15 protein-coding genes and 1 pseudogene are annotated in these 12,185 nt (G+C 30.1%); 13 read left to right on the top strand and 3 right to left on the bottom strand.

The genetic code is table 11. The features are described from left to right. Positions 1-46: 46 nt before the first annotated feature. The 10 genes and pseudogenes from O0R46_RS07125 to O0R46_RS07080 all read left to right on the top strand — a co-directional run bounded on the left by O0R46_RS07125 (position 47) and on the right by O0R46_RS07080 (position 5,819). Positions 47-334, top strand: coding sequence for a TetR/AcrR family transcriptional regulator (locus tag O0R46_RS07125; RefSeq protein ID WP_269311044.1), 288 nt, complete (start codon positions 47-49; stop codon positions 332-334). Between the two features lie 56 nt (positions 335-390). After that, positions 391-927, top strand: a pseudogene (locus O0R46_RS10255) (ATP-binding cassette domain-containing protein); the annotation flags it as partial. Further along, positions 917-1,987: a PBSX family phage terminase large subunit gene (locus O0R46_RS07115; RefSeq protein ID WP_269311043.1), complete on the top strand. Its 1,071-nt coding sequence runs from the start codon at positions 917-919 to the stop codon at positions 1,985-1,987. The pseudogene O0R46_RS10255 and the gene O0R46_RS07115, both read left to right, overlap by 11 nt. Before the next feature lie 7 nt (positions 1,988-1,994). Then, complete coding sequence (locus tag O0R46_RS07110) at positions 1,995-2,141, top strand: hypothetical protein (RefSeq protein ID WP_269311042.1); 147 nt, start codon at positions 1,995-1,997, stop codon at positions 2,139-2,141. Between the two features lies 1 nt (position 2,142). Then, complete coding sequence (locus O0R46_RS07105) at positions 2,143-2,808, top strand: hypothetical protein (RefSeq protein ID WP_269311041.1); 666 nt, start codon at positions 2,143-2,145, stop codon at positions 2,806-2,808. A gap of 195 nt (positions 2,809-3,003) precedes the next feature. Then, positions 3,004-3,354, top strand: a complete 351-nt coding sequence (locus O0R46_RS07100; RefSeq protein ID WP_269311040.1) for a type II toxin-antitoxin system PemK/MazF family toxin — start codon at positions 3,004-3,006, stop codon at positions 3,352-3,354. A 168-nt stretch (positions 3,355-3,522) separates the two neighbouring features. Continuing rightward, the gene (locus tag O0R46_RS07095; RefSeq protein WP_269311039.1) at positions 3,523-3,663 is read left to right on the top strand and encodes a protein phosphatase; all 141 of its coding nucleotides are present in this window, start codon (positions 3,523-3,525) and stop codon (positions 3,661-3,663) included. Between the two features lie 90 nt (positions 3,664-3,753). Continuing rightward, positions 3,754-3,933 (top strand): hypothetical protein, encoded by a 180-nt coding sequence (locus O0R46_RS07090; RefSeq protein WP_269311038.1) that lies wholly within the window; start codon positions 3,754-3,756, stop codon positions 3,931-3,933. 104 nt (positions 3,934-4,037) lie between these two features. Further along, positions 4,038-4,952 (top strand): ORF6N domain-containing protein, encoded by a 915-nt coding sequence (locus tag O0R46_RS07085; RefSeq protein ID WP_269311037.1) that lies wholly within the window; start codon positions 4,038-4,040, stop codon positions 4,950-4,952. A gap of 387 nt (positions 4,953-5,339) precedes the next feature. Beyond that, positions 5,340-5,819, top strand: a complete 480-nt coding sequence (locus tag O0R46_RS07080; RefSeq protein ID WP_269311036.1) for a GNAT family N-acetyltransferase — start codon at positions 5,340-5,342, stop codon at positions 5,817-5,819. Between the two features lie 80 nt (positions 5,820-5,899). Here O0R46_RS07080 and O0R46_RS07075 read toward each other — a convergent pair whose 3' ends face one another. Next, complete coding sequence (locus O0R46_RS07075; protein WP_269311035.1) at positions 5,900-7,009, bottom strand: endonuclease/exonuclease/phosphatase family protein; 1,110 nt, start codon at positions 7,007-7,009, stop codon at positions 5,900-5,902. A 201-nt stretch (positions 7,010-7,210) separates the two neighbouring features. Between O0R46_RS07075 and O0R46_RS07070 the strand changes: the two genes are divergently transcribed. From O0R46_RS07070 to O0R46_RS07060, 3 genes are all read left to right on the top strand, one after another. Continuing rightward, positions 7,211-7,984, top strand: coding sequence for a nitroreductase family protein (locus tag O0R46_RS07070; protein ID WP_269311034.1), 774 nt, complete (start codon positions 7,211-7,213; stop codon positions 7,982-7,984). 45 nt (positions 7,985-8,029) lie between these two features. Next, the gene (locus O0R46_RS07065; RefSeq protein ID WP_269311032.1) at positions 8,030-8,446 is read left to right on the top strand and encodes a YbgA family protein; all 417 of its coding nucleotides are present in this window, start codon (positions 8,030-8,032) and stop codon (positions 8,444-8,446) included. A gap of 124 nt (positions 8,447-8,570) precedes the next feature. After that, positions 8,571-9,953 carry an NAD(P)/FAD-dependent oxidoreductase gene (locus tag O0R46_RS07060; protein WP_269311031.1) on the top strand — a complete coding sequence of 461 codons (1,383 nt, stop codon included), beginning with the start codon at positions 8,571-8,573 and terminating at the stop codon, positions 9,951-9,953. A 78-nt stretch (positions 9,954-10,031) separates the two neighbouring features. Here the strand turns inward: O0R46_RS07060 and O0R46_RS07055 are convergent, their stop codons facing one another. Both O0R46_RS07055 and O0R46_RS07050 read right to left on the bottom strand, forming a co-directional pair. Continuing rightward, the gene (locus tag O0R46_RS07055; RefSeq protein WP_269311030.1) at positions 10,032-10,169 is read right to left on the bottom strand and encodes a hypothetical protein; all 138 of its coding nucleotides are present in this window, start codon (positions 10,167-10,169) and stop codon (positions 10,032-10,034) included. Between the two features lie 7 nt (positions 10,170-10,176). Beyond that, positions 10,177-12,033 (bottom strand): alpha-keto acid decarboxylase family protein, encoded by a 1,857-nt coding sequence (locus tag O0R46_RS07050; protein ID WP_269311029.1) that lies wholly within the window; start codon positions 12,031-12,033, stop codon positions 10,177-10,179. Positions 12,034-12,185 lie beyond the last annotated feature (152 nt).

Here is a 12,185-nt window from a genome sequence, read left to right as displayed (position 1 = left end):
TAATATCATTACCGACGTTATCGTCGATATAAGAGGAGGTGAATATATGTGTGCTGCAAAAAGATTAACAGAAACAGAAAGAAAAAAAAAAATAATGAATTCTGCCTCAAAAGTTATTATTGAAAAGGGTCTTGAAAAAACAACGATGGAAGATATTATTGCAGGGACTACCTTATCTAAGGGCGGTGTCTATCATTATTACAAAAGTGTTATAGAAATCTTTAAAGATATAATGCTTTATGGAATTGAATACAGGAATGAAATTATAAAAGAACATTTGTATGAATCTAAAGAGATTGTAACAAATGAGTTTATGGCAAAACAAAGGTTTTAGAAAATGTAAGTTTTACTGCAAAGCAAGGTGAGGTTACAGCACTTGTTGGAACATCTGGTTCTGGTAAGACTTCCATTTTAAGATTAATATCAAGACTTTATGACTATGATAATGGAAGTATTTTAATAGATGGAAAAGATATTAAGAGAATATCTACTGATTCACTATTTAAAGATATTTCTATTGTTTTTCAGGATGTAACTTTATTTAATACAAGTATTTTAGAAAATATTCGTTTTGGTAAGGAAGGTGCAAGTGATCAAGAAGTAGAAAGAGCGGCAAGACTCGCAAACTGTATGGACTTTATTGAAAAACTTCCAGATGGTTTTGATACTTTAATTGGTGAAAATGGAGGTGAATTATCAGGTGGAGAAAGACAGAGATTACAGTACCTTACAAGTGTTATGAGAGGTGAACAAACAGAGCAAATACTTAAAAGTATGGGTGCAGAGTTTGGGCAGGCTATAGTTGATATAGATGTTGGTGCTAAAGATAGGCTTAAAGCGGCAGAAATGTTAGGTAAAACTCATAAGCTATTTACAGACAAGATAGAGAATGCAACAGAGGTGTTGGTGATACAAGATGATATCTAACAAAAAGGTTATTAGCCTAAAAGATGTTGTAATACCTCATTTCTATGGGTTTTGGAGAGATAGAAGAAATACAGATATACTCTACTATGTATTAAAAGGTGGTAGAGGGTCTGGTAAGTCATCAGTTCTTGCACAAGGCTTAGTTATGGATGTGGTAGAACAACCTATTACTGTACTATGTGTCCGAAGAGTTGCTAACACTTTAATGGAATCTTGTTATGAACAGCTTAAAGAGGCTATAGAACAGCTAGGGCTTGAAGATAAGTTCGAATACAGGGTAAGCCCAATGAAGATTACCTATAAGCCTAGAGGTAATTCAATAATATTCAGAGGTGCTGATGACCCTAGCAAGATTAAGTCTATCAAAGTAAGTAAGTATCCTATTACAAGGCTATGGGTAGAAGAACTAGCAGAGTTTAAGACGGAAGATGAAGTTAGTATGATAACTAACTCTATTCTTAGAGCAGAGTTGCCTACTGGACTTCAATATAAAATATTCTTTTCGTATAACCCTCCTAAGATGAGGCAATCATGGGTTAATGTGAAGTATGAAAGTGCAATTTTACCTGCAAATACTAGAGTATATCATTCTACTTATTTAGATAATCATTACATATCTAAACAATTTGTTGAAGAAGCAGAACATATTAAAGCTACTAAGCCACTTAAATACGATTGGGAATATTTGGGCAAAGCGATTGGACTTGGTGTCATACCATTTGATAACCTTGAATTTGAAGAGATAACAAATGAGCAAATAGCTAATTTTGACAACATAAAGCAAGGTTGTGACTTTGGCTATGCAACTGACCCGCTAGCTTTTGTTCGTATGCACTATGATAAGACTAGAAGGAAGTTATATATATTTGATGAATTGTATGGTGTAAAAATATCTAATAGAAAATTAGCAGATATGATTAAAACTAAGAAGTATGATACAACCTTAACATTATTTGATAGTGCAGAGCCTAAGTCAATTGATGAGCTTAGAGGGTATGGAATAAAAGGTAAGAAGTATTGTAGTAGGAAAAAGATATCTACATATACAAGATATTACTGACAATATCATGAGAGACGATATAGGCTATTGGCTTAATTATACTTTCAACTTGTCATATGCAGAACAAGTGTACTTTGATGTACACGATAGAGATACTATGGGAAGTGTTGATGTAGCACTTCTTGAAGAAATAAGAGTGGAAAGAGAGGTATAGAATGGGAATACCAGAACTAAAAATTAGCTTTATGGAAGCTAAAAATAGAGATTTAGAAGGGGCTACTACTGGAGTAGTCCTTTTAATTTTGAAGGAAACTACTTTGTCGGGAATTCATGAATATTTGTCTATTGAAGATGTAAAAGAAGAGTACACACCTACTAATCTTCAATACATAAAAGACGCTTTTATAGGAAATGTTCAAGATATAAAAGTAGGAGTAAACAATTTAGAAGCTAGAGCTTATACACCATCTAAAGTGATTGTATGCATTGTAAATGAAACATTTACGCTTGATAAGGCACTTGAAGAGTGCGAAGGTTACGAATTCAATTATATGTGTATGCCAGACGCTACAGACGAGGTAGAGAACCCTAGCGTTGCTGTAGAAGTAAGTAATCAAAAAACATCAGTATCAACTAAAAAAGGCTGGGTACAAGAAAATGGCAAGTGGTATTACTATATCGACGGAAAGAAAAAGGTAGGCTGGCTTAAATCAGGGACAAAGTGGTTCTACATGAAGCCTGACGAGGGCGAAATGGCTGTTGGTTGGTTGCAGTATAACAAACATTGGTTCTACTTCAACAAGAATGGATATATGCTTACTGGCGAACAGACAATCGATGGTAAAAAATATAAATTTAATAGTGAGGGTTATTTGTTGTAATTAAAAGAGGGTAGCTATATGCTACCCTTATTTTTATTGACATACATATTGAGTTATGTTAATATAGTTATACATCAAAAGCCTTATCAGTTAAGGATACGGTGCATAACGGAGGAAAAAGCCTTATTAGTTAAGGATATCCGAGGGGCATATTCAGCAGGATATGCTCAATTTTTTTAGGGAGAAAGAGTATTTATGGGTATAGAAATTTATGGAGTTTATTTAGTTGACTTTAAACAAAATGTTGGAGGTGAAATTTCTGGGAAACATTATGCTTTAGTTTTAAGTAAAATAGCCTCGAAAGATAAAACATTATTAGTTGCACCTATAACAAGTAAAAAAACGGGCACAAAGTATAGAGGTGGACTGACTATAGATTGTACTAAGTATCAAACTAACCCTACCTATAACAAGGCATTTATTAAAGTACGTAAAATAAGAGAAGTAGATAAAAGTAGAGTTATAAAAAAACAGATATATAAATTGGATAGTGATGATATTAAAAGATTTGAAGAATACTTTAAATATTTTTTTAGATTAGAATAAATGTACATATAATATATACTTTCAAAAACGAAGGACTAGGTAAAACTGGTTCTTTATTTTTTGAATTTTTTTAAAAAGCACTTGACTTATGGCGACCAAAAATATATAATATAATTACAGCAAGGGAAACCAAGCGAGTAACGGGGTAAGACGAGAAAGGAGAGCAAAATGGAAGAAGATATGAACATAGGAGAATTACTGAAAGAAGTAGCAGAAGAAAATCAGACGAGAAAGATTTTGGAAATGGTAGAAGAATCAAAAGACTTAGCAGAAGCCATAGAAAAAATAAAAGCTCTACTAAATAAATAGTAGAGCAAACACAAAAATTTGCTTGGTGGACTTACCGCCACCTTGTGAATTGATTATATCATAGCGGTAAGAGAAAGGTCAACAGGTGATATGGATAAACCTAAAAAGAAAATGGGAAGACCTACGGATAATCCTAAACCTTATAGAACGGCTGTGAGAATGGATGAGGATACCAATAATACATTAAATAGGTATTGTGAACAGGAAAAAATAAGTAAAATGGAAGGGATTAGAAGAGGCATACTAGAATTGAATAAATATATTAAATAAAAAAGATAGTCGGCTAAAGCTGACAACTAACCACCGACTATCTAACGAGTAACCACAAAACTATGGTTACTCCTATTATAACACAAAATTAGGAGGAATGTAATATGAGTAATTTAGTAAAAATTAATAATCAAGAAATAACATTAAAAGAGTGGAAAGGTCAAAGGGTAGTTACATTTGCAGATATTGACTATGTACACGGGAGACCAAAAGGGACAGCTAAAAGAAATTTTAGCGAAAATAAGAAACATTTTATCGAAGGTGAAGATTATATACTTGCAACAGTTGAAAATACTAAAAAGTACGAAATTCGTTCCTTTAAAATTCCACCAAGAGGATTAATTTTATTGACAGAAACAGGATATTTAATGTTGGTAAAATCATTTACTGATGATTTAGCTTGGACAGTACAAAGAGCATTGGTTAATAATTACTTTAAATCTGAAAAACAGATAGTACCAACTAGTAAATCAACAGAATATAAACCTACTGTAAAAAGATATGGTGCTGATTTAGTGTTGGTTACTAAAGACTTAGCAGAAATGTTAGAAACATCTGTGGAAAATATATGTAGTATAGTAAAGAAAAATGATATTTGGTGTTACAGGTTAGAAAATGATTCATTAAAGAAGTTTAAGAGGGATAACCCAAGCGTACCTGGTACAATAAATTATATGTTTGCATTCAACAAAGAAATGACAATAGGGTTATTGAAACATATTAGACACTCTAAAGAATCATTAGAGAAGATAGAGACATATTTTAATGTAACTGGTCTTAGTGACTACGATAAGTTAAAGTTAATAGAATTAGCTAAGGATATACAGAATGTATCAAATAATAGGGGATATAATACACCTTATGCCAACATGCTTAACATAGTAGCAAGTAAAATATATGTCGATTGTGGTTTCTTAAGTGATGTTACGGATGATATAAGTATAAATACATCAGTAGGTACTTGCACGTATCAAAAGTTAATTAATTTCAGAGGTAATTTAAAAAGAAAACTCATTTAAATATTGATAAACGTTTTTTATTTATATATTGATCGTACATATACACTCCATAGAATAATATTACCCAATAAAATAGAATGTCTAGTAATTCGGACATTCTATTTTTTTGGGTAATATGAAAAATTCAATAGGTAAAACTATTACATCTTTATTTAATATCACTTTAAAAAAATAGTCAAGGTTTATTTGTTAATTTACCTCAAAAAAGTGTGTGAAAAAGTGTGTTCGAGTGTGTCAAAATCTGTTATTATTTAAATATATTTTTATTAGAATTATAATTTGTAAGCGTTGTTATAGCTATATTTTGTAGTTATTTGAAATTATTTATAGTTATTTAAATATATTCAATTTATAATATAGTGATTTAAATAATTTTAGAGGTGTCTTATGATTTTAAAAAAGTACAATAAAGAATATGCCAATAAAATACTCAAATGGGCTAATGAAAAAGAAGCTTTTTATAAATGGACAGCAGGGATATTGGGAGATTATCCTATTAATGAAGAAAAATTCAATAAAGTTGATAGTATAATTGCACTTACAGCATACGAAGATAAAAATTTAATAGGTTTTTTCACATTTAGATATCCAAATAAGACAATAAATGAGCTAAGAATGGGATTTATTATAGTCGACCCTAAATATAGAGGCAAAGGATATGGAAAGAAGATGATTGTTGAGGGTCTAAACTATGCTAAGAAGGTATTACATGCTAAAAAAGTAAGTTTAGCAGTATTTGAGAATAATATACCTGCATATTACTGTTATAAATCTGCAGGCTTTGTTGATATAAACATTGAGAAAATAGAAAAGTATAAATTAGATGGAAAAGAATTAAGGTGTAGAAATTTAGAAGTTACCTTGTAAGAAATAATTAAAAGAATTGGAGTAAAGATATCTTTATAAAAGGCTCTTAATCAATTTTATTTGAGAAAGAGCCTTTTTCTTTATTTTAATTTAAAATCCAATATTACAGGATTATGATCAGAGTTTTTGAATTTGAGATTTTTAGTTTCTAATTTGTTAATTTCTATATTTTTCGATATTATAAATCCATCTATTGCATAAAATTGGAATTTTTGAGGGTCCAAGCTTGATAATGGTTTATCAAGACTTCTGCAAGTTGGCTCTTTTGCATCCATTAGGAATTCCCAATTGTTGTCAAATTCTTTTTGTTCAAGCAATGGTGGCTGCCAAACATTTTTCAATTTTTTGAAGTGTGATACGTTGACATCTGAAAATGTTTGATTAAAATCTCCACCAGCTATTACATAATTTCCCTTTTTTATTTCTTTATTTAAATATTCTTTTAGCATGGCAGTCTGTGCTTTTTTTCCTTCTCCAGAATCATAAGCTTCTAGATGTAGATTTATAAGTACTAATTCTTTATCACTGGATTTAATAGGTATTCTATTAATACTTATACATCTCTTTAAATTTGCAAGCCTAGTTGGCCAAGTAAAAGGGTTAGGAAGTTTAACTCGTGTTGCATCTTTAATTTTATATTTACTAAGAGTATTTATACCGCTATTAACCTTGCCTAGTGGTGGCATAGGATAAGGTATGTACTTTACTTTGTAATTATATGCAAAAGTGCTATCATAATCCCAAGTATTAGAATTATTTTTTATCTCCTTTAAATTATCTATGCCATAAGATCTTGAGGAGTTTCTATCAACTTCTTGTAAGAGTGCAAAATCTGGATTAATGTTATTTATTTCTTTTGAAATTCCATAAAGATTTGATTTTACAGAATTTTTACTAATAGCTTTTACATTTTTACCGCCATCCATGAAAAAATCAGTATTTTTATCTAATCCGCCATATCCTATATTCCATGTCATAACTTTTAGATTTTTGTTCATTTCTATGGACTGAATATTATACTTTGAATTTATATCAAGTCTCATTTCTTTGTTAGGTTTAAATTCTGTAAAGTGTAAATATCCAATTAATATTGCAAAACTAATAGCAATAATTGCGACAATACCAACTAGCACAATTAGAGACTTTTGCCACAGCCTTAAACCTCTAAAATTTTTTTTTCTTGTACTCATACTTGCTCCTTTTTCAGTTAATTATATTTTAAATATTATAGCATACAGACAGTATTTAATGGTCATAAAAAAGAAATTTTGGATATAATTACTAGGTATTTAAATTTTGGGTTATTAATATGGGTATAATATATCAATGTAGTTATTTAATAGTTAATATAATTAAGCAAGATTTATAAATTATTTGGGGAGAGGTGCAAAATGAAACATATAATAAATATAGATAAAGCAAGTTGTATATCATGCAAACAGTGTATAAAAGACTGTCCAGAATCAAATATTATATTGAATGCCAATAAAAAAGCAGAATTATTAAGCCAAGAATGCATTAAATGTGGACATTGTAGTGCAATATGTCCAGTAGATGCAATAAGTATCAGCGGATTTTATGAGCCAGCTCATATACTGGAAAATCTTCGTAGAGTTAATCCAGATGAACTATTGGAATCTATAATTTCAAGGAGAACAGTTAGACAGTTTAAGGATGATGCAATTGATAAAAATATAATCGAAAAAATAATTGAGGCAGGAAGATGGTCTCCTACCGCTAAAAACATGGATGATGTACGCTACATAGTACTAGACAAAGAAAAAAGGTATATAGAGGATATTTCTCTATCTGTATTTAAAAAATTACAAAAGTTATTAAAAATTTCGGGCAATAAATATGGAAAAATGGAAATAGATGAAAATTTCTTTTTTAAAAAGGCTCCTATAGTTATTTGTATAGTAGCAAAAAACGAAGTTAATGGAGTAATAGCATCTTCAAATATGGCATTAATCGCAGAAGCAATGGACTTAGGTGTATTGTATAGTGGATTTTTTACTTTTGCAACGCGTGTATCTAAGAAATTGAAAAGAGTGTTAAAACTTGGCAAAAATGAAAAGGTAATGGCTACTTTAGTAATAGGATATCCAGATGTAAAATATAAAAAAAGTGTACAAAAGAAAAAAGCAGATATAAATTATATGTAATTTATATCTTAATGTGCATCATTTTGCAGGAAGAGAGTTAATATTATGGGTAAAGATAAGCTACTCAATCTAGAGGAATTTGAAAATAAAGAAGTTAGAAAAAGATGTCAAAAACTTTGGGCAAGTAATAAATATTTAGTTCTAAGTAAATCGCAAAATATTTATAAAGAAATTAGAGAATATCTTAAAAATGATAATTTAGATATAGAATATTTGAATGTACTAACAGAAAAAGCTATAAATATGGATGAGGATAAGGGGCAAGTGATTAACGCATTTGAGCATATATGGGGCTATTTTAAGAAAGATGCTAAGAAATATGAGTTAGAAAAATTCAGAAATTTAATTACAATGTATAGGTCAGGAAAAATTGATAAAGAGTACATAATATCTTATATTAACGAACTTTTATATAAATATCCTAAAAAATATCTGTTAAATTCCAATTTTCTTATTTACTAATTTTTAAAAGGTGATATAATATTACATGGTGTTAAAATAGAAATTTAATTTTTAAAAATCAATGAGGGAAAAGCTTTTTACACCATATGTTACTATCTATGTTTGATGGAGAAAAGAGGTATTTATGAATAAGTATGATATTATAATTGCGGGTGCAGGAGCAGGTGGAGTTTTCTTAGCATATGAGCTAACAAAAGCAAATGCAGATGCCAAAATTTTGATGATTGATAAGGGTGCACAGCTAGAAAAACGCCTATGTCCAATAAAAGTAGGCAAAACACAAACTTGTGTTAAATGTTCGCCTTGTCATATAATGAATGGTTATGGAGGGGCAGGTACTTTATCTGATGGTAAATATAATATAACAACGCAATTTGGTGGTGACTTACATAAATATGTCGGTGAACCAGAAGCTATGGAATTAATGGAATATGTTGATGAAGTTTTATGTTCTATGGGAGGAGCAGATGCGAAATTATATTCAACAGCCAGTTCTGATTTAAAGACAAAGTGTCTACAAAATGACCTAAAATTATTACAGGCAAAGGTTAGGCATCTGGGAACAGATAGGAATGTTAGAATACTTGGAAAGATATTCGATTATATTTCAAATAAGATAGATATGGAATATTATACTACAGTTGAAGATGTTGAAAAATTGGAAGATGGAACATTTAAAGTAATAACAGATAAGGGCGAATATCAGTGTAATGATTTAGTAATGGCAACAGGTCGTTCAGGATCTAAATGGATGTCTACAATATGTGACAAATTTGATATTCTTCAGACTAAAAATAGAGTGGATATTGGTGTGCGTGTTGAACTTCCAGCAGAAGTATTTAAGCATATAACTGATGATGTATACGAAGGCAAGATTGTTTATCAGACAAAGCAGTATAATGATTTAGTTAGAACTTTTTGTATGAATCCATATGGAGAAGTTGTATCAGAAAATACAAATGGTATTGTGACTGTAAATGGTCACAGCTATTCAGATCCAGCCTTGCACACAGAAAATACAAATTTTGCTCTACTAGTATCGAATCAGTTTACTGAGCCATTTAGAGATAGCAATGAATATGGAGAGTCAATTGCTAGGTTATCTAATATGCTAGGTGGTGGTGTATTAATGCAGCGTTTTGGAGATTTAGTCAAGGGTAGAAGAAGTAGTGAAAGAAGAATGGAAAAATGTTTTACACGTCAAACTTTAAATGCCACTGCAGGTGATTTGAGTTTGGTAATACCAAAGAGACAATTAGATTCTATAATTGAAATGATATACGCTTTGGATAAGATTGCACCGGGTACAGCAAACGAAGATACATTGTTGTATGGAGTTGAAGTTAAATTCTATAATTCCAAAGTACAAGTTGACAAAAATTTAGAGACATCTGTTAAAAATCTATATGCAATAGGAGATGGTTCAGGTGTTACTCATTCATTGTCTCAGGCATCTGCTTCAGGTGTATATGTAGGAAGAATATTAGCAGATAAATATAGTAAATAAGTACAAAAATGTAAATATATTAGAAAATACAAGAGTCCCCTAAGATATGTATCCTAGGGGACATTTATATAATAACTATTATATTAAATTACTATTTTCTTCATTTTTAATAGCTTTTAATCTTTCAACTCTTTCAAATTGGTCAGGAGTTAGAGTTAAATTTTTTTCCTTATTTTTTGGTCTTTTCTTTATGGCTTTTGTAATTTGATTTATCATCTGCTTTCTATTTTTTTCTTTTCTTTTCTGTTTTTTTATTTCCTTTTTTTCCTGTTCCTTTCTTATTCTGTTTATACTTTTTTTCAAATTTTTTATCTTTCTTTTCTTTTTCATTAGATTTATCTTTTTCTTTAGCATATTTACCATCCTCTCTATTACTTATATTATCGTCATCTGGGTTAAATTCTGGCTTTTCATTTTTTGGGCCTCTAGGACCAAAGTTAAATTTTGCGACTTCTGGTCCAAATACTTTTAGTGGCTCTGGAGCATCTTCAGGATGAAGGTGAACTTCTATTAATATACCATTACTTATATCTTGTGCAGCTTCTAGAGCTTTTGCTAATTCCCCCTGTGTATGTACGTTGTATGTTTTCATTTTATTTTTTTCAACTAATACATCAGGAAGTTTTGAATATTTCCATCTTGGGAGTACACTATAATCAGCCTTCATGCCCATTATATATCTTTCTATTGTATATCCATCGTTATTTATAATAAAAATTATAGGATTTAGATTATTGTATAATATTCTAGATAGAGATTGAGCTGTTACTTGGAATGAGCCATCACCAATAAACAATAATTGTCTTCTATTTGGTCTTGCTAATAAACTTCCGAATAAAGCTGGCAATAAATATCCTATAGCACCCCATATTTGTGAAGATATAAAAGTAGCATCTTTTGGCATTAACATTGCACCTAGAGCTTTAAGTGAAGAACCAGTTTCACCATAAATTAAATCTCCTTCTTGTAAGAAAGGATGAACTTGTTTCCAAAAACTTTCTTGATTTAATTTTTTAGATTTTTCTACTTTGAACTCTTCAACTTTTCTATCATTTAAATTTTTCTTATCTGGATTTTTTTCTATTTTTTCTAATAAAACATTTATTATGTCTTTAATATAGACTGCCTCATAACATTGATCACGTACAAATGTATGATTAAGGTCAAGTCTTACTAAACTTTCTAGTGGTAGATTTTGACTATATGTACCAGAATTCCATTCTATGAATCTTGGAGAAACTGTAAGTAAAAAATCTGAATGTTCTATAGCTTCTTGGACACCCTCTTCTGATTCATTTCCCTTGTATATACCTATGTAAAGAGGATGGTTCTCATCAAGTATAGCCTTACCTGTTGACATTGCCGCAAATGGTATCTGTGCATTTTCTATTAATTCTAATATTTTATCTTTAATCTCTAATCTATCAATGTCTAAATCTATTAGTACATGAGGTTTTATAGATTTCTTATATAAAGCTATTATTTGATCTGTAAGAGATTTCAGTCTCTCTGAATCACTAACAGGTTCTTTTATTTTCAATGGACCATCTTCAACTTCAATTTCTAAATATGATATGTTGGAAGGTACTTGAATATTTACAGGTCTTTTATGAACCATAGCGAGTCTTATTAATCTATCTATTTCTTCTTCAGCATTATCGGGAGTAATCATTGAAGAATCAATAGTAAATTCTTCATATGTATGTCTCATATTAGTGAAATTACCATCTCCTAAGCTATGGTGTACTCTAAAATTATGCTCAATTGCATAAAGAGGAGGGGCACCGGAAATAACTATTACTGGAACATGCTCTGCATAAGATCCAGCAACACCTAATATACCGCCTAAATCACCTACACCATACGTTAAAGATAGAGCAGAAATACCGTTTACTCTAGCATATCCATCAGCAGCATAGGCTGCATTTAATTCATTAGATGCACCTACAAATTCTATGGATCCATTTTTTCTTATTTGCTCTAAAAATTGTAGGGTATAATCACCAGGGACACCTATTATATGGTTTATACCGATTTCTTCCAATCTTTTAATTATAAAATCTCCTATTGTAATTTTCATAAAATTCCCCTTTCTATAAATTTTATAATTTACTTTATATAGATAATTAATTATTTAATCAAATATTTTTAATATTATACCCTTAGTATTTTGAAATAAACTCATGCGCTTTATAGACTATACATAAGTTTAATATTTTTATAATAAATCTA

The organism is Peptostreptococcus equinus, assembly GCF_027125355.1.
Classification (GTDB): domain Bacteria; phylum Bacillota; class Clostridia; order Peptostreptococcales; family Peptostreptococcaceae; genus Peptostreptococcus; species Peptostreptococcus equinus.
The sequence above is the reverse complement of the archived record's forward strand: the minus strand, read 5'-3'. Positions and strand labels throughout refer to the sequence as shown.

Bases quoted from the DNA above. Each gene is read 5' to 3' on its own strand.
- O0R46_RS07115 (WP_269311043.1), top strand. From the start codon at position 917: ATGATATCTAACAAAAAGGTTATTAGCCTAAAAGATGTTGTAATACCT.
- O0R46_RS07105 (WP_269311041.1), top strand. From the start codon at position 2,143: ATGGGAATACCAGAACTAAAAATTAGCTTTATGGAAGCTAAAAATAGA.
- O0R46_RS07085 (WP_269311037.1), top strand. From the start codon at position 4,038: ATGAGTAATTTAGTAAAAATTAATAATCAAGAAATAACATTAAAAGAG.
- O0R46_RS07075 (WP_269311035.1), bottom strand. From the start codon at position 7,009: ATGAGTACAAGAAAAAAAAATTTTAGAGGTTTAAGGCTGTGGCAAAAG.
- O0R46_RS07050 (WP_269311029.1), bottom strand. From the start codon at position 12,033: ATGAAAATTACAATAGGAGATTTTATAATTAAAAGATTGGAAGAAATC.
- O0R46_RS07095 (WP_269311039.1), top strand. From the start codon at position 3,523: ATGGAAGAAGATATGAACATAGGAGAATTACTGAAAGAAGTAGCAGAA.
- O0R46_RS07100 (WP_269311040.1), top strand. From the start codon at position 3,004: ATGGGTATAGAAATTTATGGAGTTTATTTAGTTGACTTTAAACAAAAT.
- O0R46_RS07090 (WP_269311038.1), top strand. From the start codon at position 3,754: ATGGATAAACCTAAAAAGAAAATGGGAAGACCTACGGATAATCCTAAA.
- O0R46_RS07110 (WP_269311042.1), top strand. From the start codon at position 1,995: ATGAGAGACGATATAGGCTATTGGCTTAATTATACTTTCAACTTGTCA.
- O0R46_RS07125 (WP_269311044.1), top strand. From the start codon at position 47: ATGTGTGCTGCAAAAAGATTAACAGAAACAGAAAGAAAAAAAAAAATA.
- O0R46_RS07055 (WP_269311030.1), bottom strand. From the start codon at position 10,169: ATGATAAATCAAATTACAAAAGCCATAAAGAAAAGACCAAAAAATAAG.
- O0R46_RS07065 (WP_269311032.1), top strand. From the start codon at position 8,030: ATGGGTAAAGATAAGCTACTCAATCTAGAGGAATTTGAAAATAAAGAA.
- O0R46_RS07080 (WP_269311036.1), top strand. From the start codon at position 5,340: ATGATTTTAAAAAAGTACAATAAAGAATATGCCAATAAAATACTCAAA.
- O0R46_RS07060 (WP_269311031.1), top strand. From the start codon at position 8,571: ATGAATAAGTATGATATTATAATTGCGGGTGCAGGAGCAGGTGGAGTT.
- O0R46_RS07070 (WP_269311034.1), top strand. From the start codon at position 7,211: ATGAAACATATAATAAATATAGATAAAGCAAGTTGTATATCATGCAAA.